General features: G+C 64.1%; 24 protein-coding genes. 10 read left to right on the top strand and 14 right to left on the bottom strand.

Features of this window, described 5'->3' with window-relative positions:
- The first annotated feature begins 13 nt into the window (after nt 1–13).
- Complete coding sequence (locus ACIQTZ_RS19415) at nt 14–487, top strand: hypothetical protein (protein ID WP_402982943.1); 474 nt, start codon at nt 14–16, stop codon at nt 485–487.
- Here the strand turns inward: ACIQTZ_RS19415 and ACIQTZ_RS19410 are convergent.
- The 5 genes from ACIQTZ_RS19410 to ACIQTZ_RS19390 all read right to left on the bottom strand — a co-directional run bounded on the left by ACIQTZ_RS19410 (nt 445) and on the right by ACIQTZ_RS19390 (nt 4,507).
- Nucleotides 445–1,428: an aldo/keto reductase gene (locus ACIQTZ_RS19410; protein ID WP_402982940.1), complete on the bottom strand. Its 984-nt coding sequence runs from the start codon at nt 1,426–1,428 to the stop codon at nt 445–447. The two genes, ACIQTZ_RS19415 and ACIQTZ_RS19410, sit on opposite strands and share 43 nt — an antisense overlap.
- Nucleotides 1,429–1,436: 8 nt before the next feature.
- Complete coding sequence (locus ACIQTZ_RS19405) at nt 1,437–2,678, bottom strand: RNA polymerase sigma factor (RefSeq protein ID WP_402982938.1); 1,242 nt, start codon at nt 2,676–2,678, stop codon at nt 1,437–1,439.
- 3 nt (nt 2,679–2,681) lie between these two features.
- Complete coding sequence (locus ACIQTZ_RS19400) at nt 2,682–3,041, bottom strand: YciI family protein (protein WP_400336991.1); 360 nt, start codon at nt 3,039–3,041, stop codon at nt 2,682–2,684.
- A gap of 92 nt (nt 3,042–3,133) precedes the next feature.
- Complete coding sequence (locus ACIQTZ_RS19395) at nt 3,134–3,949, bottom strand: class I SAM-dependent methyltransferase (RefSeq protein WP_402945114.1); 816 nt, start codon at nt 3,947–3,949, stop codon at nt 3,134–3,136.
- Nucleotides 3,950–4,030: 81 nt separating this feature from the next.
- Entirely contained in the window at nt 4,031–4,507 is a 477-nt protein-coding gene (locus ACIQTZ_RS19390; RefSeq protein ID WP_402982968.1) for a MarR family winged helix-turn-helix transcriptional regulator, read from the bottom strand.
- A gap of 240 nt (nt 4,508–4,747) precedes the next feature.
- Between ACIQTZ_RS19390 and ACIQTZ_RS19385 the strand changes: the two genes are divergently transcribed.
- Nucleotides 4,748–6,913 (top strand): MMPL family transporter, encoded by a 2,166-nt coding sequence (locus ACIQTZ_RS19385; protein WP_402982935.1) that lies wholly within the window; start codon nt 4,748–4,750, stop codon nt 6,911–6,913.
- A gap of 80 nt (nt 6,914–6,993) precedes the next feature.
- Nucleotides 6,994–7,971 (top strand): thioredoxin-disulfide reductase, encoded by a 978-nt coding sequence (gene trxB, locus ACIQTZ_RS19380; RefSeq protein WP_402982932.1) that lies wholly within the window; start codon nt 6,994–6,996, stop codon nt 7,969–7,971.
- Between the two features lie 13 nt (nt 7,972–7,984).
- Here trxB and ACIQTZ_RS19375 read toward each other — a convergent pair whose 3' ends face one another.
- From ACIQTZ_RS19375 to ACIQTZ_RS19360, 4 genes are all read right to left on the bottom strand, one after another.
- On the bottom strand, nt 7,985–8,326 hold the full coding sequence (locus tag ACIQTZ_RS19375; RefSeq protein WP_402982929.1) for a hypothetical protein: 342 nt from the start codon (nt 8,324–8,326) through the stop codon (nt 7,985–7,987).
- A gap of 2 nt (nt 8,327–8,328) precedes the next feature.
- The gene (locus ACIQTZ_RS19370; protein ID WP_400336983.1) at nt 8,329–8,784 is read right to left on the bottom strand and encodes a prevent-host-death protein; all 456 of its coding nucleotides are present in this window, start codon (nt 8,782–8,784) and stop codon (nt 8,329–8,331) included.
- Nucleotides 8,785–8,834: 50 nt separating this feature from the next.
- Nucleotides 8,835–9,692 carry a prephenate dehydratase gene (locus ACIQTZ_RS19365; RefSeq protein WP_402982965.1) on the bottom strand — a complete coding sequence of 286 codons (858 nt, stop codon included), beginning with the start codon at nt 9,690–9,692 and terminating at the stop codon, nt 8,835–8,837.
- Nucleotides 9,693–9,838: 146 nt separating this feature from the next.
- Nucleotides 9,839–11,251 carry an aldehyde dehydrogenase family protein gene (locus tag ACIQTZ_RS19360; RefSeq protein WP_402982926.1) on the bottom strand — a complete coding sequence of 471 codons (1,413 nt, stop codon included), beginning with the start codon at nt 11,249–11,251 and terminating at the stop codon, nt 9,839–9,841.
- 176 nt (nt 11,252–11,427) lie between these two features.
- On the opposite strand from ACIQTZ_RS19360, the gene ACIQTZ_RS19355 reads away from it, so the two are divergent.
- Nucleotides 11,428–12,066 (top strand): LysE family translocator, encoded by a 639-nt coding sequence (locus ACIQTZ_RS19355; protein WP_402945127.1) that lies wholly within the window; start codon nt 11,428–11,430, stop codon nt 12,064–12,066.
- Nucleotides 12,067–12,071: 5 nt separating this feature from the next.
- Here the strand turns inward: ACIQTZ_RS19355 and ACIQTZ_RS19350 are convergent, their stop codons facing one another.
- The 3 genes from ACIQTZ_RS19350 to ACIQTZ_RS19340 all read right to left on the bottom strand — a co-directional run bounded on the left by ACIQTZ_RS19350 (nt 12,072) and on the right by ACIQTZ_RS19340 (nt 14,179).
- Complete coding sequence (locus tag ACIQTZ_RS19350; protein WP_402982923.1) at nt 12,072–12,794, bottom strand: hypothetical protein; 723 nt, start codon at nt 12,792–12,794, stop codon at nt 12,072–12,074.
- Complete coding sequence (locus tag ACIQTZ_RS19345; protein ID WP_402945132.1) at nt 12,784–13,470, bottom strand: helix-turn-helix domain-containing protein; 687 nt, start codon at nt 13,468–13,470, stop codon at nt 12,784–12,786. Before ACIQTZ_RS19345 ends, ACIQTZ_RS19350 begins: the two co-directional genes overlap by 11 nt.
- A 118-nt stretch (nt 13,471–13,588) precedes the next feature.
- On the bottom strand, nt 13,589–14,179 hold the full coding sequence (locus tag ACIQTZ_RS19340) for a TetR/AcrR family transcriptional regulator (RefSeq protein WP_402982921.1): 591 nt from the start codon (nt 14,177–14,179) through the stop codon (nt 13,589–13,591).
- Nucleotides 14,180–14,301: 122 nt separating this feature from the next.
- Between ACIQTZ_RS19340 and ACIQTZ_RS19335 the strand changes: the two genes are divergently transcribed.
- The 5 genes from ACIQTZ_RS19335 to ACIQTZ_RS19315 all read left to right on the top strand — a co-directional run bounded on the left by ACIQTZ_RS19335 (nt 14,302) and on the right by ACIQTZ_RS19315 (nt 18,940).
- Nucleotides 14,302–16,263 carry a primary-amine oxidase gene (locus tag ACIQTZ_RS19335; RefSeq protein ID WP_402982919.1) on the top strand — a complete coding sequence of 654 codons (1,962 nt, stop codon included), beginning with the start codon at nt 14,302–14,304 and terminating at the stop codon, nt 16,261–16,263.
- Between the two features lie 2 nt (nt 16,264–16,265).
- On the top strand, nt 16,266–16,703 hold the full coding sequence (locus ACIQTZ_RS19330) for a hypothetical protein (RefSeq protein WP_402982917.1): 438 nt from the start codon (nt 16,266–16,268) through the stop codon (nt 16,701–16,703).
- A 102-nt stretch (nt 16,704–16,805) separates the two neighbouring features.
- Nucleotides 16,806–17,246 carry a hypothetical protein gene (locus ACIQTZ_RS19325; protein ID WP_402945144.1) on the top strand — a complete coding sequence of 147 codons (441 nt, stop codon included), beginning with the start codon at nt 16,806–16,808 and terminating at the stop codon, nt 17,244–17,246.
- Nucleotides 17,236–18,045: a zeta toxin family protein gene (locus ACIQTZ_RS19320; protein ID WP_402982915.1), complete on the top strand. Its 810-nt coding sequence runs from the start codon at nt 17,236–17,238 to the stop codon at nt 18,043–18,045. Before ACIQTZ_RS19325 ends, ACIQTZ_RS19320 begins: the two co-directional genes overlap by 11 nt.
- Nucleotides 18,046–18,127: 82 nt before the next feature.
- Nucleotides 18,128–18,940, top strand: a complete 813-nt coding sequence (locus ACIQTZ_RS19315) for a hypothetical protein (protein ID WP_402982913.1) — start codon at nt 18,128–18,130, stop codon at nt 18,938–18,940.
- Nucleotides 18,941–19,035: 95 nt separating this feature from the next.
- Here ACIQTZ_RS19315 and ACIQTZ_RS19310 read toward each other — a convergent pair whose 3' ends face one another.
- Both ACIQTZ_RS19310 and ACIQTZ_RS19305 read right to left on the bottom strand, forming a co-directional pair.
- Nucleotides 19,036–19,911, bottom strand: a complete 876-nt coding sequence (locus ACIQTZ_RS19310; RefSeq protein ID WP_402982911.1) for a sigma-70 family RNA polymerase sigma factor — start codon at nt 19,909–19,911, stop codon at nt 19,036–19,038.
- A gap of 16 nt (nt 19,912–19,927) precedes the next feature.
- A complete protein-coding gene (locus ACIQTZ_RS19305; RefSeq protein ID WP_400336965.1) occupies nt 19,928–20,386 on the bottom strand; it encodes a carboxymuconolactone decarboxylase family protein in 459 nt (152 codons plus the stop codon).
- A gap of 76 nt (nt 20,387–20,462) precedes the next feature.
- On the opposite strand from ACIQTZ_RS19305, the gene ACIQTZ_RS19300 reads away from it, so the two are divergent.
- A complete protein-coding gene (locus tag ACIQTZ_RS19300) occupies nt 20,463–21,500 on the top strand; it encodes a zinc-binding dehydrogenase (protein WP_402982909.1) in 1,038 nt (345 codons plus the stop codon).
- The last annotated feature ends 67 nt before the right edge of the window (nt 21,501–21,567 follow it).

The raw sequence follows: 21,567 nt of genomic DNA, 5'->3' as shown, positions 1-21,567 counted from the left end.
GAATGGAGGGAAAATGAAGATCTTCGGGCCGATTGGGGCTTTTTTGGTGGTGCTGTTGCTCGGCTATCTCGCCCTGCAATCGAAAGGAATCTCCAAGGGATTCCTGTTCGACGTCGGCGGCGTCCCGTCCATCAATATCGCCCAGCGCTATCCGTGGGAACTGCAGCTGGCCATCCTGCTGGTCGCCTTCATGGCTGTCATGGTCTACCGCAAGATCGCCAACGACCACGCGTCAAAGATCGCGGTGTCAGGCGTCCTGATCCTCGCGGCGGTTCTGTCCCTGGTGTTCTACGAGACCATTCACACCACCAGGACAAACCTGTTTGCTATGGCATTCGTCAATGGAGGTGCTTCGCCACTCACCCTGGGCTTTATCGCTGCAGCTCTGGCTGACGTGATGAGCAGCCGAGCCGGCGCCGGGAAAGTACGACGCCGGCCTGCCGCCTACCAGCGCGGGTGGATCGCTTCGCGGAAGCAGCGGTCATAGATGTCGCGGACGCCCGCAGACAAACCGGCTCCGACGGAAGACAACGAACCAGCTTCGGCATTGGCAGCAGCCTGCACAGCCGAACGCGCCCCGGGAATGACGGAAGTGACGCCGTCCTGTGCGATGACCCAGGCGAGGGCCGCTTGGGAGGTGGTGACGCCGTCGGGAACTAATGCGCTGAACTCCTGCGCGGCCGTGACGCCCGTGGCGTAGTCCACGCCCGAGAAAGTCTCCCCGACATCGAAGGAAGCACCGTCACGGTTGTAATTGCGGTGGTCGTCAGACGCAAAAGTCGTCTCCGTGGTGTACTTCCCGGACAGCAACCCCGAGGCGAGCGGCACACGGGCGATGATGCCCACGCCCGCGTCGCGCGCGGCCGGCAGCACCTCGTCGAGCGGCTTGAGCCGGAAGGCATTGAGGATGATCTGCACGGTGGCAGTGTTGCCGCGCTTGATCGCTTCGAGGGCCTCGTCCGTGCGCTCGACGCTCACGCCGTAGTTGCGGATGGCCCCTTCGCTGACCAGGGTGTCCAGGGCGTCGTACACCTCGGAGCGGCTGTATACGGCGGTGGGTGGGCAGTGCAGTTGGACCAGGTCCAGCGTGTCCTGTTGCAGGTTGCGCCGGGAACGGTCGGTCCAGGTGCGGAAATTGGCGAGCGTGTAGTTTTCGGGAAGCTGGTCCACCCGGCGGCCCATCTTGGTGGCCACGGTGATGTTGAGGTCGGGGTTGATGCCGAGGAAACGACCAATGATCTGTTCGCTCCGGCCATCCCCGTAGACGTCCGCCGTGTCGAAGAAGTTGACGCCGGCATCCACGGAGGCCTCGAGCACGGCCACTGCGTCTTCTTCCGTGACGGAGCCCCAGTCGGCCCCGAGCTGCCAGGTGCCCAGTCCGACGGTGGAAACGGACCGGGCGGTTTTGCCAAGAATGCGCTGTTCCATGGCTTCGACTATATGTTGCCGTCGCTGTTGTTTTGAGTGGCGTCCAAATCCGCGACCTTCCCCACCAGATACCGACGCTCCTGCAGGCTTCCGGTCTTCTTCGCGGCGGCGAGATACGCAGAACGGGCCTCGCCAAGCAAGCCGGCCGCCTCCAGCAAGTGCCCGCGCACGGCGTCCAGGCGGTGCCCGCGACCCAGCGCGGAATCCAGCCCTTCCAGCAGCTTCAAAGCCACCACCGGCCCCTCGACGCGGGCCACGGCCACGGCCCGGTTCAGCGTCACTACGGGGCTGGGGGCAACAGCTTCCAAGACCGTGTACAGCGCCACGATCTGCGGCCAGTCCGTCTCCGCATCTGAAGCCGCCTCGGCATGGACGGCGGCGATCGCGGCCTGCAGTTGATAGGGGCCGGGACGCCCACGGCCCAGCACGGAGGACAGCAAGGCAACGCCCTCCGTGATCTGCCCGCCATTCCAGAGGCTCCGGTCCTGCTCGGCCAGCGGAACCGGCGTCCCGTCCGGAAGCGTCCTCGCCGCGTGGCGGGACTCCGTGAGCAGCATCAGGGCCAGCAGTGCGCCCGCTTCCGGCTCGCCCGGAGCAGCGGTCACCAAGAGCCTGGCCAGCCGGATCGCTTCCGTCGTGAGGTCTTCCCGTTGCAGCGACTCACCTGAGCTTGCCGCGTAGCCTTCGTTGAAGATCAGGTACAGGACGTGAAGTACGACGCCGAGCCTCGCCTGCCGCTCGGACGGTGCCGGTTGCTCGAAGCGGCCACCGGCCTTCTGGATCGTTTGTTTCGCGCGGCTGATCCTTTGTCCCATGGTCGCTCCGGGGACCAGGAAAGCGGAGGCGATTTCCGCCGTCGTGAGTCCTCCTACTGCGCGGAGCGTCAAGGCGAGCTGCGAGGGTGCCGAGAGGGCCGGGTGGCAGCAGAGGAACATGAGGGCGAGGGTGTCGTCGGCAGCGGAAACGGTCACGTCGACCTCCATGGCCGCCACGCGGTCTTCCCGGGCACGGCGGGCGGAGTCGCTGCGCCAGGCGTCGATCAACCGTCGGGACGCAACGGACAACAGCCAGCCCTTGGGGTTATCCGGCATTCCGGACGGCCACTGCAGCGCGGCCTCGAGGAGGGCTTCCTGAACGGCGTCCTCGCAGGCATCGAATTGGCCGTGTCTACGGACCAGCACGCTGAGGACCTGCGGCGCGAGCGTGCGCAGCAGGTCCTCGATTCGCGTGTCCCGCGGGGGCTGAGTCAAAAGCTAGACCTCGGGCGGGCCGTCCGGGATGGCGCGGAGCTCCACGACTTGTGAGTACTTCACGATGCTGGAGCAAATCTCCACGGCCCGTTCCTCGCTGGCGACGTCCACTACCCAGTACCCCACCAGGGATTCCTTGGCTTCCGCGTACGGACCATCGGTGGTGATGACGCCGTCCGGGGTTTGCTTGACGAGCTTCGCGGTGCTGCCGTCAGCCAAACCCGCATTGAACACGAGCTCTCCGGACTCGGTGAGGTCCTTGTCGATCTGGATCATGAAACCGATCATTTCCTTGACCCACTCCGGATCGGCGGTTTCCATCATGCCCTCGGCCGAACCGAACATCATGATCATGTATTTCATCTCGAACTCCTTGTTGAGGGGCTCCCTGTCTGGGCGCCTTCACTCATAGGTCGGAACCGGGTGGGACATTTCTACATGGTGCCTAAAAGTTCTTAAGCCCTCGCAATGACTTCCCCGTTCGGGATGAGGAAGAAGCCATCCTCCGTGGCGCCCCAACGATGCCAGCCGGCGGCAATCCGGGCGAGGTCGGCCTCATTGGCGAAGCCATACTCCAGAGCCTGCTCGGCGAAGGCGGAGTGCAGCACCCGTTCGCTCCAGACCCGTGACTGCCAGGCACGCTGCTGTGCTGTGGCGTAGAGCCAGTTGCTGCTGCTCGGGGAAACCTGGGCAAACCCGGCTTGCTGCGCCCACGAAACCAGGCGGCGACCGGCGTCGGGCTCTGCTCCGTTGCGGCGCGCGATCCTCTGGTAGAGCTCCATCCAGTCGTCGAGTTCCGGGACCTCCGGGTACCAGCTCATGCCGTGGAAGTCGGCGTCCCGTACGGCAACGATGGCTCCCGGTTTGGCCACGCGGCGCATCTCCCGCAGGGCCGCCACTGGATCGGTGAGGTGCTGGAGCACCTGGTGCGCGTGGACCAGATCGAACGTTTCGTCCTCGAAGTCGAGATCGTAGATGTTCCCCGTTTGGAAGTCGACGTTCTCCACGCCGCGGTCCCTGGCCAGTTCGGTGGCTTGGGCAATGATGTCCGCCGAGCGGTCCAGTCCGGTCACGTGCCCGGGCGAAACCAGCCCCGCGAAATCGCACGTGATGCTTCCAGGGCCGCAGCCGACGTCGAGCACTGACGTCCCGGGGGTGAGATGGGGGATGACAAACGCGGCCGAATTCTCGGCTGTCCGTGAGGCGTGGGCCCGGACAACCGACTCGTGGTGCCCGTGGGTATAGACATCTTCAGGCTGCTGCTCGTTCATAGGGAAACGCTACAGCTTGGCCCGCCCAACTAGGTCGCATTTGTGCGCGTTTTGAGCCGTCAGAACGCGCACTACTGCGACCTAGTTGGGTTCGGGGCTAGTTGCTTCGTGGCGGGCGTCGATGGTGGCCTCAACCATGTCCGACATGAAGCGCCGGACCAGTTCCAGTTCCTCCGGGCTGTAAGCGTCCATGGCCTTACCCATCCGCATGGCCAAGGGAAGGAACATGGCGCTGCCGTCGCGATATGCCTTGGGTGTCATGTGAAGTTGGACCTGGCGTCGGTCGGTGCCGAGGCGCTCGCGGGTGAGGTGTCCGGAGGCGTGCAGGCGATCCACCAATGCGGTGGTCGCGGGGGAGCTGAGGCGCAGTTCGCTGCGCAGTACGCCCGGCGTCACGACGCGGCCCGCAGCCGAGTGGCGCATGACCACGGCCAACGCGTTCAGGTCGGTCCTGTGCATGTCATTGCGCCCGCCAGCAGCGTCTACATAGTGGTTGGCTTCGAGGGTGAAGTCCTGCAGGAGCCGGACAAGGTCCTGCGGAAGGCCCGACGGCGGCATGGCACCTTCCGGCGCGCCACTCACCGAAGCGCGGCCGCCCGCGTCCGCTGCGGGATCCCTTGGGCGCTCGTCCCACGTATCCGACATCAGCGCCCTCCTTACGTCTTTGCTGCCTTCCGGATATTACTCCCCGTCCCCGCCCAGCAAGGCATCGGCGACGAAGTCCGCTTGATTAGTTCCATGATAGAGATACTCTATAGTCTAATAAATACCCACTCGTGCCTCGGAAAGTAAGGACCCATGAAAACGCAGAAAGTGCCGTTCTGGTTGCGGTGGCTGATCCCGGTGGTGCTGGTCATCACCTGGCTGGGAATCGCTGGAGTTGGCGGCCCGACGTTTGGCCGCTTGGAGGAGGTTTCCTCCAACGACCAGGCCTCGTTCCTTCCGGCCGGGGCGGAAGCCACCGAAGCCGGTGACTGGCAGGCCAAGTTCCGCGACTCCGACGAAATCCCCGCAGTGGTCATCGTCGAGGGCGACACCGCCTTCACCCCGGCCCAGCTGGGCGAAGCAGCCCAGCTGAAAGCCGACATCGAGGCACTCAAGCTGGGGAGCGCCGTCGTCGGGCCCATCCCTTCGCAGGACGCCAAAGCGGTGCAGTACATTGTGCCCATCGCCGAGACTGACGAGATCCGTGACGTGGTCAAGGAACTGCGCGACGTGGTGCAGCCCGGCGCTCCCGACGGCATGCGGGCCTATGTCACCGGCCCGGCTGGCCTGACAGCGGACCTGGTCAACGCCTTTGGCGGCATCGACGGCATCCTGCTGCTCGTGGCGCTGGGTGCTGTGTTCGTGATCCTCCTGCTGGTGTACCGCTCGCTCGTGCTGCCGATAGCCGTTCTCCTGACCTCCGTCTTCGCCCTCTGCGCCGCGATTCTGCTGGTCTTCGGCATGGCCAAGCTCGGCTGGATCCAGCTCAACGGGCAAAGCCAAGGCATCCTGTCAATCCTGGTGATCGGTGCCGCCACGGACTACGCACTGCTGTTCGTTGCCCGGTTCCGCGAAGCGCTCACCCACACCACCAACCGGACCCAGGCAGTGCTGACGGCGTGGAAGGCATCTTTCGAGCCGATCCTCGCTTCCGGCGCCACCGTGATCATCGCGCTGCTGTGCTTGCTGTTCTCGGACCTGAACTCCAACAAGGCCCTCGGTCCCGTGGCTGCGGCGGGCATCGTCTGCTCGCTGTTCGCCGCGCTCACCCTGCTTCCTGCGTTCATGGCGCTGCTGGGCCGCGCAGCTTTCTGGCCCTTCCGTCCCAAGCTGCTGCCCGACGACGAACGCGAACCCGAGCTGATCACCGGCCTTGAGGGGCAAAAGGGTCTGTGGCGGCGCGTGGGTTCCTTGGTTTCACGCCGACCGCGCGTGGTGTGGATCGCCTCGGTGCTGCTCCTGGTGGTGGCCTCGGCGGGTGTCCTCCAGTTGAAGGCCAACGGTGTTCCGCAGACCGACGTCATCCTGGCCAAGTCCGACGCCGTCGACGGCCAGGACGCGCTGGCGAGGCATTTCGACGCCGGCAGCGGCAGCCCCGTCGTCGTGGTTGCCTCCCAAGGCGCCGCGCAGCAGGTGCTGGACAAGGTCAAGGCTGCCAACGGCGTAGGCGACGCCTACCTGCTGGGCGAGGGTAGCGTGCCGATTACCGGCGCACCGGGTGCACCGGCTGATCCCGCCGTCCGCGATGGCCGTGTGCTCATCAACGCGACGCTCAACAGCGCAGCCGATTCGATCGAAGCTGAGGACACGGTGAAGTCGCTGCGTGTCTCGGTCAAGGAAGTGGACCGCGACGCCCTGGTCGGCGGGGTCACCGCCACAGCCCTGGACACCAACACCACGGCCCAACGCGACCTGACAGTGATTATTCCGATCGTGCTGGTGGTCATCCTGTTCATCCTGATGCTCCTGCTCCGGTCGGTGGTGGCGCCGGTGCTTCTGGTGCTGTCCGTGGTCCTGTCCTACGGCGCGGCCATGGGCGTTTCGGCCTGGGTATTCAACGGGATCTTCCAGTTCTCCGGTGCCGACGCCACGGTTCCGCTGTTCGGTTTCGTGTTCCTGGTGGCCCTGGGCGTGGATTACAACATCTTCCTGATGAGCCGCGTCCGCGAGGAATCGCTCAAGCATGGAACGAGGCCGGGCATCCTCCGGGGACTCGGCGTGACGGGCGGCGTGATCACCTCCGCCGGAGTGGTCCTCGCGGCGACCTTCGCCGCGCTGGGCGTCATTCCCATCATGTTCCTGGTGCAGTTGGCCTTCATCGTGGCCTTCGGTGTGCTGCTGGATACCGTGCTGGTGCGCTCGCTCTTGGTCCCAGCATTGGCCTACGACATCGGGGACAAGATCTGGTGGCCCAGCAAGCTGGGGCGCGGTAAGCCGTCCGCTTCCGTGAAGGAACGCGAGGCGTCTGGCGTCCGCTAGGCCTTGATTGCCGGGCGGGTACTTGCTGCACTTGAACAAGTACCCGCCCGGCGTCATGCCTGCCCAGCCAAGGAGATTTCATGAGCAAGGAACAGCTGATCATCATCGGGTCCGGTCCTGCCGGTTACACGGCCGCGATCTACGCTGCACGGGCCGGGCTTGAGCCGCTGGTCCTGGCCGGATCGGTGACAGCTGGCGGAGCCCTCATGAACACCACGGAAGTGGAGAACTTCCCGGGCTTCCCCGAAGGGATCCAAGGGCCGGAATTGATGGACGGACTACAGGCCCAGGCGGAAAAGTTCGGCGCAAAGATAGTGTTCGACGACGTCACGTCCGTTTCGCTGCGAGGCCACCTTAAGTCGGTGGTCACCGGGGCAGGGGAGACCCACGAGGCTCCGGCGGTCATCCTGGCTACCGGCTCTGCCTACAAGGAACTCGGCCTGCCGGAAGAGAAGAAGCTCAGCGGACACGGAGTTTCCTGGTGTGCCACGTGCGATGGCTTCTTCTTCCGCGATCAGGACATCATCGTGGTGGGCGGGGGCGACTCCGCCATGGAGGAAGCGACCTTCTTGACGCGGTTCGGGAAGTCCGTGACCGTCGTCGTGCGCAAGGGTGAGCTGCGCGCCTCCCGGATCATGGCGCAGCGGGCCAAGGACAACCCGAAGATCAGCTTCGCGTGGAACTCTGCCGTCACGGCCATCCACGGTGATGCCAAGGTTACAGGGGTGACGCTGACGGATACACGTTCCGGGGAAACCCGGGAGCAGGCGGCGACGGGCATTTTCGTGGCGATTGGGCACCTGCCCCGCACGGAGCTGTTGGGTGGCCAGGTGGATCTCGATGCCGAGGGCTACATCAAGGTGGATTCACCCACCACGTGCACCAACCTGTCGGGCGTCTTTGCTTGCGGGGACGCTGTGGACCACCGCTACCGCCAGGCCATCACTGCAGCGGGTACGGGTTGTTCAGCGGCCTTGGATGCCGAGCGCTACCTCGCTGCGTTGGAGGATGCAGACAGCATCGCGACGGCGCTGGTGGAGGAGCCGACGCACTTCTAGCCTCCGGCAGCAGTTACTTGGTCTCGTTGGGGTGGTGCGTATGCACTTGCTCCAGATAGACAACTTGGTCGACGACGAAGAACCAAATTCGGGCATCACCCTTGAGCGTTGGCTTGTGCTGCCAGCGCTCGTGCGTTGAACCCTGATGAGAGACCAAGCCTAATTCGCCGCGCAACGGGTAGTTGGTGGGCGTCATGACCTGGGGTGTCTGGGTGAGGAAGTCCCAAGAGTCCGTCAACGCATTGCGGATGGTTGCGCGCAGATCAATCCATCCGCGCTTTGCCTGGACCGATGCGAAGCGAAGATCGTACTCGCTCTTCTTGGTGGGGCGCTCAACCTTTGACTCCTTCGCCATGCCTACGGACGCTCTACGGGTTCAGATTCTTCAAGCCATTCAATGGGCTCCTTGCCCAGGCCGGCTGCAAGTGCCGTTGCCGATTCACGCCAAGCGGTTAGCTCGGCAATCGCCAAGTGAGGCTGATTTGTAGCGAAGGAGGCTCGGGCAGCGGCCAAGACCTCACTCGCGCAAGTTTCCTGGTCAGCCTTGCTCAGCGCCAGCATCCATGGGAACCGGTCGCTCATGCGGCACGCCAAGGTCCCCTCGGTGCTCGTGGAGACCGCTACGAGTTGTGCGGCTAGTTCCAGCAGGGAAGCCCGCGCGCGATCTGCGCTCTCGGACATCAGCACGAGCGCTTCACCGTCACGACGGGTGACCCGGACCGGATGGTCAGCTGCGGCCGCGAAGACCTCAGCGGAAGACCTGCTGAGCTCAGACGATTGGAACGTAGTCCTTGACGTGGTGGTAGTGCTCATACCTACAGTGTATTCAGAACATATTCTGAATGGAAGGCGGTCTGAGTCGCTCAGGCGTTGATCAGGCTCCGCTCGCGGTAGCCGTCCGCAGCATAGACACCAAGGACGCGGACCTCCGTGGTGAAGAACTCCAGCTCCTCCAGGGCGCGTCGGAGGCGGGCATCCTCGGGGTGGCCCTCGACGTCGGAGATGAACATGGTGGCCGCGAACTCGTTGCCCACCATGTAGCTCTCCAGGCGGGTCATGTTGAGCCCGTTGGTAGCGAACCCGCCCAGCGCCTTATAGAGGGCCGAGGGGACGTTCCGGACGCGGAATACGAACGAGGTGATCGCGGGACCCGGCAGTTCTTCCTTGGTGGGAAGCGCGCGCTCGCGGGCCAGGACCACGAACCGGGTGGTGTTGGTGGGATCATCCTCGACGCCGGAGGCCAGGACGTCGAGCCCGTACAGCCCGGCGGCCAGCGGGGGAGCGAGCGAGAGCTTGCGGGGATCGTTCCAGTCCCTGACTTCGCGGGCAGACCCTGCGGTATCCCCGGCGATCACGGGCTTCAGGCCTGCTTCGCGGATGATGCGCCGGCACTGGCCCAACGCGTGGATGTGGCTGTGGACCTCGGTAGCGCCCTCGATGGTGCTGCCGGGAATGCCCAGCAGGTCGAAGCGGATGGGAAGGAAGTATTCGCCAACAATCTGCAGGTTCGACTGTGGAAGCAGGACGTGGATGTCCGCCACGCGGCCCGCGATGGAGTTCTCGATCGGGATCATGGCAAGGTCTACTTCCCCGGTGGAGACGAGTTCAAAGGCGTCCTCAAAGCTGGCGCAGGGCACGCTTTCGAGTTCGGGGAACATTTCCTTGCAAGCGAGGTCCGAGTTGGCTCCGGGTTCGCCTTGGTACGCGATCTTCTGGGACATGGTGCTCATGGTTTCATGCGGGGTATGGGGCTGCGCAAAAGCGTCCACCGTATGGCCTTCGGCACCCAACTGGGTCGCATTTGTGCGCGTTTTGAGCCGTGAAAACGCGCTTAACTGCGACCCAGTTGGGTGACGCGGGAGGGGAGTTAGCCGTTGATGATCTGCGGAACGCCCAGGTGCTTGAGGCCTTCTGCGCCGAATTCGAGGCCGTAGCCGGACTGCTTCGCTCCGCCGAAGGGGACGCGGGGGTCCACGGCGCCGTGCTTGTTGATCCATACGGTTCCGGCCTGGATGCGGGCGGCGACTTCGCGGGCGGCGGCCGGGTCGGAGGACCAGACTGAGGCGCCGAGTCCGACGTCGAGCGCGTTTGCCTTGGCGATGGCCTCATCGACGGTGCTGTATTTGATGATCGGCAGGGCCGGGCCGAACTGTTCTTCGGCGACAAGCGGGTTGTCGTTGTCGATGTCCGCCACGAGTGTGGTGGGGTAGAAGTTGCCAGGCTGGTCGGTGTCGGGGTTGCCGCCCACGAGGATCCGGGCGCCGGAGTCCTTCGCTGCGTCTACCAGGCGGGCGACGATGTCGTATTGCTGGCGGTTCTGCAGGGGGCCGAGGACGTTGTTCTCGTCGAGACCGTTGCCCATCGGCATGGACGAGGCGACTGCTGCGAGTTCGGTGCAGACGGCCTCGTACTGGGACTCGTGGACGTAGAGGCGCTTCAGCGCCGCGCAGGTTTGGCCGGTGTTGATGAACGCGCCCCAGAACAGGCCTTCGGCGATTGCCTTGGGGTCCGAATCGGGCAGGACGATGCCGGCGTCGTTGCCGCCGAGTTCCAGGGTGAGGCGCTTGACCGTGTCCGCGGACGAGCGGATGATCGCCTTGCCCGTGGCGGTGGAGCCGGTGAACATGACCTTGCCGATGGCCTTGTGGGAAGCGAGCGCCTCGCCGACGTCGCGGCCGCCGGACACTACGGAGACCAGGCCTTCGGGCAGTTCCTGGTTGATGATCGAGATCAGCGCGAGCACGGACAGTGGCGTGTATTCGGAGGGCTTGACCACCACGGAGTTGCCCATCCGCAGGGCCGGGGCGATCTGCCACACGGTGATCATCATGGGCCAGTTCCAGGGTCCGATGGCACCCACGACGCCGATGGGCCGGTAGTGCAGTTCGGCGCGGGTTTCGCCGTCGTCCACTACTACTTCGGGTTCCAGCGGGGTGCCGGCCGTGGCGCGCAGCCAGGCGGCGCAGGCGCCCACTTCGAAGCGGGCGTTCGGGCCGTTCAGCGGTTTGCCCTGCTCGCGGGAGAGCAGTTGGGCGAGTTCTTCGGCGGAGCGTTCGACGGCGTCGGCTGCTTTCAGGAGCGCGGCGGACCGGGCGTCGTGGCCCAAGGCAGCCCACGCGGGTTGGACGGCAGCGGCAGTAGCAATGGCGGCTTCGAGGTCTTCGACCGTGTGGACCGGGGCCTCGCCGACGGCTTCGCCCGTGGCGGGATCGAAAATGGTGCGGCTGTTCTGGCCGGGGGCTGCGGTGATCGAGGCCAGCAGGGCGTCGTAAGTCTCCATTGGTACTCCGCTCGGTAGTAAGTCTTGGCGGCCGGTGAGGCGCGCGGCGATGGTTCCAGTGTGGTTGGCGTCACGTGGAGTGGTCTTGTCATTGGACGAACAGGCCTTGACGGCAAGCGAACGCTTTAGGTTCACTTGGCTTTCGCTACCTGCCGGTATGCTCCACAATCGATCTTGTGACTCTCGCTTCCCTCGCTGCATTTGCCGGTCTTTGCCTGATTCTGTCCGTGACTCCCGGTCCGGACACCTTCCTGGTGCTTCGCATCGCGTTGAACAGACCGTCGGCGGGGATCGCCGCGGCAGCCGGTTCTGCGATCGGTGCCATCGTGTGGGCCGCACTGGTGGGGGTTGGCCTCGCCGCGATCCTGGAGCAGTCTGCGGAGTTGTTCCGCTGGATCAAGATCGCCGGCGGCCTGTACCTGCTGTACCTGGGTGTTTCGTCGTTCATCAAGTCGCGCCGCGCAGCCAAGGCCGGTGCTGCCGGGTCCGCCGAAGAGCCGCTGCCCTACAACCGCCTTTCGGCCCTCGGCGCGGGTGCGCTCTCGACGCTCCTCAACCCCAAGGTGGGCCTGTTCTACCTCGCCGTGGTTCCGCAGTTCATCCCGCACGGCGGCGACACCATGGGCACGTCCCTCATCCTGGGCGTCGTCGTGGCCGTGATTGCCTTCGCGTACCTCTCGATGATCGCCGTGGTGGCGTTCAAGGCGATGCGGTGGCTGAAGAAGCCGAAGGTGAGCACCGTCGTCGAGCGTACGTCCAGCGGAATCATTGCGGGACTGGGTGTGGGAGTGGTGGCGTCGGGGGCTACGAGCTAGGCCGCTCAGCTCAGCGACGAACGCAGGCGTTCAACGCCGTCGGCACCCTCTGGTACTTGTTCCATAAGCCCTGGTTCATTGGCAAGGCGACCAAGCATGTTTGCCAGGTGGTCCCGTTCAGCGCGCTTGTAGGTGACGCCGCGAAGGTCTGAGGCCCGGACAACGGATGCCAAGGCAAGAAAGTCGTCGATGTGTCGCTGCCGCAGGGGATCGTTGATGATTGAAAGCGCCCCCGCCTCGCCGATAAGGCTGCCGAGGAGCGTGGGTCGGTTTACATATCCGGACGCTGATCCTGCTTGAACGTCGACGGTCTCGGAACGGTCGAGGGCCTGCTGGCTGGCCGGAGCGGCAATTGTGGTCCCGCCCGTGACTCCGCGTCGCTTCTCGGCGCGTTCACCCAGATAGCGCGGGATGAGAACATCAATCAGAGCCTTGTCGCGCTTCCATCGATGTTGGTACCCCTCCGGGGATTCCCCCACAGATTCGAAGCCAAGGTTCACGAGGAGTTCGGTGAAGTCGTGAAGCATCGTCGGGTATGCCCGGATGTCCAGCGCCAAATCGGCGTCCTTCGTAGCCCGCACATACGGTGCGCCCCGCTCCACAGCGTGCAGGTAGACCGCCTGGCCTCCAACCAGAACCCACCCCTTTGGCATCGCTTTGTGGATTTCGAAGACAGCCTGCCATGCTTCCTGCTGTTCGGCGAACATTGCGGGAAGTTCAATGGGCATGAATACTCCTGAGGATTTCGCGTGCTGCCTGCTGTTCGCGGACACCGGGCCGCTCGGCCAAGTCTGCCGCCACCACAAGCGGCGGAAGTTCGTCTGGGATTCGTTCAGCGGCCCTAAGGACGACATTGGGCCTGTTGCCCGGAAGTGCCGGAACCAGGAACCAATCCTTGGCGACGTCCTTGAGATCGTCGCGTTCCACGTAGGCTTCCACCTCTGAGTTGGCCAGCAACCCGGACCGTGGATGCGAGACTCCGGAGAGGTGGATTCGGTTGTCCTCGCGAAGCTCGGGAATGTCAGCCGGGCTGGAGGAGAACTCGAACTTTTCGGCGCGGTTGGCCAGCCACGCCGCAACAAGCTCCAGCGAATCGGGGGAGTCCTGCAATCGGCTGACGCGTTGCTTGAGACGATGCTTCTCGACGGGCGAGGGTTTCAAGTCATCGAGGAGGGAGTGCCTGAGGCTGTCGTCCCAGAAGCACGACATGAGTTGCCAAGCACTGCGTTCGGACAGCGGCCGGCCAGCCGGCTTTCCGGGCCGGTACTGGGCGGCGTCAGCTTCTTCAACGATCCAGCGTCCACCTACCCGCTGTCCGCGAATGCGGCCGGATTGGACGAGTTGCCGTGCTCGGCTCTGGTTGACGTTGAGGCGCTTCGCCAGTTCGGGGATGCTGAGTGCCATTTCATAATGGTATCGGTATCGCTATGAATATGTAATGACTTCGAGAGCCTGGAATTACATATTCGTAGCGCTTCCGCCAGGAATGTGTAATCGAGGGTTGGGGTAGGCGGGACCTGACTCAGGCGGCCAGCAGCGTCAAATAGTTGTCCAACTGCCCCTCGAGGTTGATGGAAAAGTGCTCCGCCGGGGACAGTGCTGCCACGATTTGGGCGCCCAGCATCATGTTGAGCAGGTGATCGGCGACGGCGGCGTCCCCGATGGGCGTGGCAATCTCGCCGGCCGCGCGGGCTGCTGCGGTATGTGCGGCGATGGTGGCGTGCCACTGGCTCATGGATTCGCTGTGCAGGGCTGCCATGTCCGGATCACTGAGGGCCTTCTGCCAGAACGGGATGACGATCCGGGCTTCATTGACGCGTTCCTCGTCGAGGGGGAGCACCTCGGTGCAGAACGACCGCAGGGCGGCCAGTCCAGAAAGTCCTTCCGTTACTAGGGCGATGCGCTGGTTGGTCCGGTTGAAGACGTGTCCAAACGCGGACGTGAGCAGCAGGTCCTTGGTGGGGAAGTAGGGCTTCAGGGCCCCGTTGGCGAAGCCTGCTTCGATGGCGATTTCCCTCATGGTGGCACCTTCAATGCCCAGTCTGGCGATGATCCGCCACGTGGCATCCACCAGTTCGAGGCGTCGTTGATCGTGGTCAACAATCTTTGGCACGAAGGGGGCTCCCGGAAAAATAATCGGCGGACAGGTCTTGTGACCCATCTTACGTTTTGGTTATTCTCTACAGCAATAGAAAATAAATCCTGACCCGTCGAGGTCCCGGACAAGAGGCAGCCATGACGCCCACAGCAACTGACATTTCCACCCAATACGGCCTGGCCACAGCTGAAGAGATCACCACGGTGCAAGGCGTCCTGCAGGCCTCCGGACACCTCGGGGACGCCAAGCGGATCGCTTACCTCGGCCTGGTGGATCCGTCCCGCGGCACCGCGGAACCTGACCGCAGGTTCCGCGTTTTCATCCACGACATCTCCGGAGGAGCACCCACCGACGTCCTCGTCTCCGCCGCCCGCGGAGAGGTGCTGTCCGCCGTCGAGCTTGATACCAAGGTGTCCGGCGAACTGCCGGTGCTCGAGGAAGAGTTCGAGGTTGTGGAGACGCTCCTGGCGACGGATGAGCGGTGGCTGGCTGCCCTGGCTGCCCGCGACCTCGACGTCGCAAAGGTACGCGTTGCCCCGCTGTCCGCAGGCGTTTTCGAGTACGAGGAAGAGCGCGGCCGGCGCATCCTCCGCGGCCTGGCCTTCGTGCAGGACTTCCCGGAAGACAGCGCCTGGGCCCATCCCGTTGACGGCCTGGTGGCCTACGTGGACGTAGTGAATAGGGAAGTCACCCAGGTGATCGACCTCGGCGTGATGCCCATTCCCGCCGAGCACGGCAACTACACGGACCCTGAGCTGACGGGACCCCTTCGCGACACGCAGAAGCCGATCAGCATCACGCAGCCTGAAGGCCCCAGCTTCACCGTTACGGGCGGCAACCACGTGGAGTGGGAAAAGTGGAGTGTCGATGTTGGCTTTGATGTCCGTGAAGGCGTGGTCCTGCACAACCTGGCCTTCAACGATGGCGACAAGAAACGCCCCATCATCAACCGCGCGTCGATCGCCGAAATGGTGGTTCCCTACGGTGATCCTTCGCCCATCCGGTCGTGGCAGAACTACTTCGATACCGGCGAATACCTCGTGGGCCAGTACGCCAACTCCCTGGAACTGGGCTGCGACTGCCTGGGCGACATCACCTACCTCAGCCCGGTGATCAGTGACGCCTTCGGCAACCCCCGCGAAATCCGCAACGGCATCTGCATGCACGAGGAAGACTGGGGCATCCTCTCCAAGCACTCGGATCTGTGGACGGGTATCAACTACACCCGCCGCAACCGCCGCCTGGTGATCTCCTTCTTCACCACCATCGGCAACTACGACTACGGCTTCTACTGGTACCTCTACCTGGACGGCACCATCGAATTCGAAGCCAAGGCCACCGGCATCGTGTTCACCTCGGCGTTCCCGGAGGGCGGCTCGGACAACATTTCCCAGCTCGCTCCGGGCCTGGGCGCACCCTTCCACCAGCACCTGTTCAGCGCCCGACTGGACATGGCCATCGACGGTTTCACCAACCGCGTCGAAGAAGAGGATGTGGTCCGCCAGGCCATGGGGCCGGGCAACGAACGCGGCAACGCCTTCTCCCGCAAGCGCACCGTCCTCACTAAAGAATCCGAAGCAGTCCGCGAATCCGACGCCAAGGTTGGCCGCACCTGGATCATTTCCAACCCGGAATCGAAGAACCGCCTGGGCGAACCCGTTGGCTACAAACTCCACGCCGAAAACCAGCCCACGCTCCTGGCCGACCCCGGCTCCTCGATCGCCCGCCGCGCGGCCTTCGCCACCAAGGATGTCTGGGTCACCCGCTACGCCGACGAGGAACGCTACCCCACGGGCGACTTCGTCAACCAGCACTCCGGCGGCGCCGGACTTCCGGCCTACGTGGCCCAGGACCGCGACATCGACGGCCAGGACATCGTTGTCTGGCACACCTTCGGCCTGACCCACTTCCCGCGCGTCGAGGACTGGCCGATCATGCCCGTGGACACCGTCGGCTTCAAGCTCCGCCCCGAGGGCTTCTTTGACCGGAGCCCCGTGCTGGACGTGCCCGCGAACAGCTCGGGTTCGAGTTGCCACGCCGCTCCCGGTGAGACTGCTGCTGAGACAGCGCACGGCGAAGCCTCCGGGCACTGCCACTAGCCATGGCGATCACTGCGGGACGGGTCCGCTCCAACGGACCCGTCCTTCACCCCAGGATCTGCGCCGCTATCACGGCCGTCTCCTGCCTGACCCACCTCTGGCTCGCCGCTTCCGGACACCACGACGCCTGGATCGGCTTGGTCATGGTGGCCCTGGCCGCGGTCTGCGTCCCGTGCACTGTCCACATCTGGCGCCACAGCCGGGTGGGTGCGCTTCACCAAGTCACCGTCTCAGCCCTCGCCATGGTTACCCTGCACGCCGTGCTGCTGCTCGGAGCCGGCGGTTCCGGGCACGCGCACGGCGGCAGGCCGGCGTCGGGCGCTGTTGATACCGCCGGGGCTGCCCAACTGTTGTTGGTGATCGGCTTGGAAATCACGACGGCGTTACTCGCCGCGACGCTCGTGGCCCGGCTTCGGCGTCGGGCGACCGTGGGGAGCTAGAGATCCGCCGCCGTGTGTAGAGCTGCCACTACATCCGCCGTGCGATTGATTGATTCACGATGAATCACTCGCGTAGACTGAGCGTGAGGAAAGAAGGTCGCCATGATCGTGATGAACAACGATATTGCTGCTTTGCACCGTGGCGCGTTGCAGCGTCAGGCCCGGCAGCGCGTGGATTTGCTTGATGAACTGCGTGCGGTTCACAATGCCTCCTCGCGGGGGATGAACCAGCGTGAGATCGCTGATGTTCTGGTGACCAGTCAGGCAAAAGTGCATCGAATGCTGAAGGCCATCGAACGTCGACCGGAGGTACTGTCGGCCGAAGAGCCGGAGGAGATCATCCTTCGCGCATTTGCTTACGACACCCCCAGAGCGGAACTTCTCCAAAAGTTGAAGTCCCTGACCTACACGGATGGTGAGGATGCCCCGTACCCGCATGAGGGCCGGCTTCCCGGAACATGGGACCAGGTTGTAGGAGCGTTCGCCCAGGATCTCCTGAATGAGTCCGAATTCAATGAGGTCAGGGCGGCTGTTGGCCGCTGAAAGGGAGGCTGTTCATGCCGCGCTGACCGACTTATATGGTCCTGGTAATGATCTGGAGCAAGCTCCGGATCTTCTCTTGGCCTACTTTGACGACGCAACAGTGGTCCGCTTGGCAAAGGCATTCATGGCCCGGCAGCAGGATGTTATGACGGCGGGCCATGCAGTTGTTATCGCCGCAGGTCCCCCTGGAGCAGGCAAGACCGAGGCGCTGAAGACGTTGGACCTTAAGGGATACCGCCTTATTGACCCCGACGATGCCAAGGACCTGATCCTGGACGACGCTGAACGTCACGGCTTGTTGAGTTACCGCCACAAATACACACTGCCCGACGGCAAGCCCGTAGGAGTACGGGAGTTGGCCTCCCACGTTCACACTATTTCCACAAGAACAACCAACCTGGTCAGGCAGATGGCGCTCGCTACAGGCGAGAACGTCGTCATCGACGGCACCTTGTCATGGGAAAAATTGCCCGCGCAGTACATCGACGAGCTCTTCATGTCCCGCTACGAGGAAGTGGACATTGTTGATGTCGAAACAATCAGGGAAACCGCGATCGAACGAGCGCGACAACGGTGGTGGTCAGGCAGGTTGCAAGATCCTGTGATGGGCGGAAGATTCGTGCCGGATGCTGTCATCGAGCACTGCTACACCAGCGGTCCCGAGTCGATCTGCGCAGCCAATGCACTGAAACTGGCGAAGATGGCCGCAGATACCGTCGGCCGCGGTACGCTGCGTCGTTTTGATGTCGACCAAGCCACCGGCAAGGTCAGGCCCAGCAACGTAATCACCTTCGAATAGCACCGTCAACCCGGGCAACACATCAGGGCGCGGAAGGCCTGTCACCCCTTGCCATGGCCAGCCACGGTGCCACAATTGAGCCATGGCCGCAGCATGGTCAATTCGTGAGGGTTTCCGTGCCGGGCCGGATCCGGATGCTTTGCGCCGCCCGTTGTTCATTGCCGCCGTCGTTGTCTTCGCCCTGGTAGTCCTGACCGAGGTGGGCATGGCCCTGGTCCTGGGCCAGACCGCCGTCGATCCTGTCTCCCCGGGTGACGCCGACAAGCTGGGCGTTCCGCTGGAGGTTTTCCTCAAGACACAGAAAGCCGATGCCGATCCTCCGGGGGCGGGCATCGGCTTTCTGGCGTTCCTGGATGGGCTGTTGCTGTTCACGGTGGTGATGCTGGGGCTCAGCCTCATGATGAACCTGCGCACCTATGGGCGGGTCCAAGGAATTGCCACGTTGATCGTGACCCTGCTGTGGGTGATCGCGGCGTTCCTGACGACCTTGCTCGCGTTGGCCAAACTGTTCCTGATGATCGGGCTGTTCGTCGCGACGCCCTTCGGAACCATTGCCTACCTGGCGTTGTGGGGGAGCTTCCCGAAAGGGCAGGCCGCGGCCATTCTCGGCTTGCTGCTGCTGCTGAAGATCGTGTTCGCGGTGCTGCTGATCCTGAGCCAGCCGAAGTTCCTCAAGGTCACCGGCCTGGTGATCCTGCTGGTGATCTCCGTGTTGCTGCAGGTGGTCCTCGGGCTGATCCACGGGTTCCTGCCGGGGCCGTTGGTGTCCATCGGGGACCAGTTTTGGGCGCTGGTGACCGTGGTGGTGGCGCTGGTGTGGGCCTTGATCATGCTCATCGGGTCCATTCCGGCGATCATCAACGCGCTGCGGGTGAGTGGTTCGGCGGGGGATTAGCTCGGCTACCTGTGCGCCGGGTTCGCGGGAAGCCTGCCTGTTCGTGCGGAAGCTTCCCCACGAACGGGCAGCTTTCCCGCGGTTTCGCGGCAGAGTTACAGCGCAACCCGCGTCAGCTTGTCCGGATTCGAGATCTGCCGCAACCCGCGGATGCCGCCGTCAGGGCCGCCGTCGAGCACTAAGACGTCGGCGCGGCCCGAATGCCGGAGCACCAGCGCCGGCCCGCCGTTCACGTCGATGAGATCGGCAGTGACTGGCTGCAGGGCGGCGGCCTTCCCGAGGATGCCCAGGAAGAACCGTGCGATCCGGGCTGCACCGAATAGCGGGTTCATGGCACTCTTGACCTTGCCTCCGCCGTCGGCCCACAGCACAGCATCCCGGTCCAGCATGGCCACAACGGTGTCAATCTCGCCGTTCTCAATGGCGAGCACCAGCTTCTCCAAGGCGGCGCGGTCCTTGGCCCGAGGGGCAGGCGCGTCGGGGTCAATGTCCAAACGGCGTTCCGAACGCGAAATCATCTGGCGTATTGCGGCCGGGGTCTTGTCCAGGATTTCCCCGATCTCCGGGGCGGACATCCCGAAGGCGCGGTGCAGCACCAGGGCCGCCCGGGCCTCGGGTGCCAATTGCTCGGCAAGGTGCAGCAAGGTCAACGACAACAGCTCGCGGTTGGCCAGTGTTTCTTCCGGAAGCCGGGCCGTGTCCACTGGTTCGGGCAACCAAGGGCCGGTGTAGTCCTCCCGGATGGCAGCGAGTTGGCGGACCCGGTCCACGGAGCGCCGGACGCACACCGTAGTCAGCCACGCCGGCCAGGAGTCAACGCTGGAACGCCGTTCCTGACGGACGGCGTCCATCGCGACTTCCGAGACAACGTCCTCGGCATGCCCGAAGTCGCCCAGCATCCTGTAGGCGATGCCCAGGAGGCGGTTCCGTTCGCTTTGCCACGCCGCCGTGGCCGAGACTGCAAGCGTCATGCTGCCACGTTACCGCTCAGACCAGCGGGTTCTTCTCGTCCAGCGGTGGCTCCATCTGTGTGCTCACGGCGATCCGGTTCCAGACGTTGATGGTGGAGATCGCCAGGATCAGGGCACCCATTTGGCCATCGTCAAAGTGCGTTGCTGCGGCGTTCCAGATCTCGTCGGTGACGGTGTCCGGCCCGAGTTGCGTGACGGCATCGGTCAGGGCGAGCACGGCCTGTTCGCGGGCATCGAAGAAGACTTTTGAATGCTGCCAGGCTGCGACGGCGTGAAGTTTGCGGGACGGGATGCCGCGCTTGGCGCCCTCGGTTGCGTGCATGTCCACACAGAATCCGCAGCCGTTCAGGATGGAGGCACGGAGCTTGATGAGTTCATACAGGTCCGGGTCCACGGACTTGCGGGCGTAGCCTTCCAACCCGATGACGGCGGCGTAGCCGAGCTTGTTGCTCCGGCCCATGTTGATGCGTGGCATGGTGTTCGTCCTTTCGAAGTGTTCCTTACATCAGGGATGTCGGATGGGAGCCCGGAAGTGTGACAGAGTCGAATCCGTGCGAGCAGTGATCTTTGACGAAGTCCGTAGCCAGCCCGAGGTGCGGGAGGTTCCGGTTCCGGAAGCCCCGCCCGGCGGCGTGGTGGTGAAGGTTGTGGCCACCGGAATGTGCCGCAGCGACTGGCACGCCTGGGCCGGGCATGACGATATTGCCATGCCACATGTCCCGGGCCACGAACTCGCTGGGGTGATTGCCGCCGTCGGGCCTGGCGTGCAGCACTGGGACGTCGACGACCGCGTGACCGTTCCCTTCGTCTGCGGCTGCGGAAAATGCGAATGGTGCCTGGCCGGCGAAGCGCAGGTATGCCCCGACCAGGAGCAGCCGGGCTTCACTCACTGGGGTTCCTTCGCCGAATATGTGGCCCTCCACGCGGCCGACAGCAACTTGGTTGCCATCCCGGACAGCGTTGAATTCACGACGGCGGCCAGCCTCGGCTGCCGCTTCGCCACCGCCTACCGGGCGCTCGCGGCCCGGGCGGAGGTCAAGCCAGATGAATGGGTGACCGTGGTGGGAGCAGGGGGTGTTGGGCTGAGCGCGGTGATGATTGCCAAGGCCATGGGGGCCAGGGTCATCGCGGTGGATCGGAACCCGGAGGCGCTGGCTGTGGCGGCGCAACTGGGAGCGGACCATACTGTGCTGGCGGACGGCACCGACATTCCGGCAGCAGTCAGCGTCCTCTCCGGCGGAGGCAGCCACGTGGCCGTTGACGCCGTCGGAAGTGAACAGACGTGCGCCGACGCGATCCTGAGCCTTCGTAGGCGGGGGCGGCACGTCCAAATCGGCCTGTTGCCGTCCATCAACGGCAACCCGCAAGTGCCCATGGCCCGCGTGATCGGCTGGGAACTCGACCTGCTGGGCAGTCACGGCATGGCCGCAGTGGATTATCCCGGCATGATGGCACTGATCGAGGAGGGTCGGCTCCAGCCGCAACTGCTGATCGAACGGACCATCGGGCTTGACGAAGCAGCAGCACTGTTGCCCGGCTTCGACAAGGCAACCGTGGCGGGCATGACCATGATCGACCCGACGCGCTAGGACGAGCGTGCTCTCCCAAGTAGGGGACAGCACATGCACTACTGAGCGCTCAGTGGGACATGTGCTG

This window comes from Paenarthrobacter sp. NPDC090520 (assembly GCF_044769205.1).
Lineage (GTDB): Bacteria > Actinomycetota > Actinomycetes > Actinomycetales > Micrococcaceae > Arthrobacter.
Note: the sequence above shows the minus strand (reverse complement) of the source record. Positions and strands in the feature narration are given on the sequence as shown.

Bases quoted from the DNA above. Each gene is read 5' to 3' on its own strand.
- ACIQTZ_RS19385 (WP_402982935.1), top strand. From the start codon at position 4,748: ATGAAAACGCAGAAAGTGCCGTTCTGGTTGCGGTGGCTGATCCCGGTG.
- ACIQTZ_RS19310 (WP_402982911.1), bottom strand. From the start codon at position 19,911: ATGACGCTTGCAGTCTCGGCCACGGCGGCGTGGCAAAGCGAACGGAAC.
- ACIQTZ_RS19345 (WP_402945132.1), bottom strand. From the start codon at position 13,470: ATGGCACTCAGCATCCCCGAACTGGCGAAGCGCCTCAACGTCAACCAG.
- trxB (WP_402982932.1), top strand. From the start codon at position 6,994: ATGAGCAAGGAACAGCTGATCATCATCGGGTCCGGTCCTGCCGGTTAC.
- ACIQTZ_RS19395 (WP_402945114.1), bottom strand. From the start codon at position 3,949: ATGAACGAGCAGCAGCCTGAAGATGTCTATACCCACGGGCACCACGAG.
- ACIQTZ_RS19330 (WP_402982917.1), top strand. From the start codon at position 16,266: ATGGCGATCACTGCGGGACGGGTCCGCTCCAACGGACCCGTCCTTCAC.
- ACIQTZ_RS19325 (WP_402945144.1), top strand. From the start codon at position 16,806: ATGATCGTGATGAACAACGATATTGCTGCTTTGCACCGTGGCGCGTTG.
- ACIQTZ_RS19360 (WP_402982926.1), bottom strand. From the start codon at position 11,251: ATGGAGACTTACGACGCCCTGCTGGCCTCGATCACCGCAGCCCCCGGC.
- ACIQTZ_RS19335 (WP_402982919.1), top strand. From the start codon at position 14,302: ATGACGCCCACAGCAACTGACATTTCCACCCAATACGGCCTGGCCACA.
- ACIQTZ_RS19350 (WP_402982923.1), bottom strand. From the start codon at position 12,794: ATGCCCATTGAACTTCCCGCAATGTTCGCCGAACAGCAGGAAGCATGG.
- ACIQTZ_RS19415 (WP_402982943.1), top strand. From the start codon at position 14: ATGAAGATCTTCGGGCCGATTGGGGCTTTTTTGGTGGTGCTGTTGCTC.
- ACIQTZ_RS19365 (WP_402982965.1), bottom strand. From the start codon at position 9,692: ATGTCCCAGAAGATCGCGTACCAAGGCGAACCCGGAGCCAACTCGGAC.
- ACIQTZ_RS19390 (WP_402982968.1), bottom strand. From the start codon at position 4,507: ATGCCGCCGTCGGGCCTTCCGCAGGACCTTGTCCGGCTCCTGCAGGAC.
- ACIQTZ_RS19375 (WP_402982929.1), bottom strand. From the start codon at position 8,326: ATGGCGAAGGAGTCAAAGGTTGAGCGCCCCACCAAGAAGAGCGAGTAC.
- ACIQTZ_RS19410 (WP_402982940.1), bottom strand. From the start codon at position 1,428: ATGGAACAGCGCATTCTTGGCAAAACCGCCCGGTCCGTTTCCACCGTC.
- ACIQTZ_RS19305 (WP_400336965.1), bottom strand. From the start codon at position 20,386: ATGCCACGCATCAACATGGGCCGGAGCAACAAGCTCGGCTACGCCGCC.
- ACIQTZ_RS19400 (WP_400336991.1), bottom strand. From the start codon at position 3,041: ATGAAATACATGATCATGATGTTCGGTTCGGCCGAGGGCATGATGGAA.
- ACIQTZ_RS19315 (WP_402982913.1), top strand. From the start codon at position 18,128: ATGGCCGCAGCATGGTCAATTCGTGAGGGTTTCCGTGCCGGGCCGGAT.
- ACIQTZ_RS19370 (WP_400336983.1), bottom strand. From the start codon at position 8,784: ATGAGCACTACCACCACGTCAAGGACTACGTTCCAATCGTCTGAGCTC.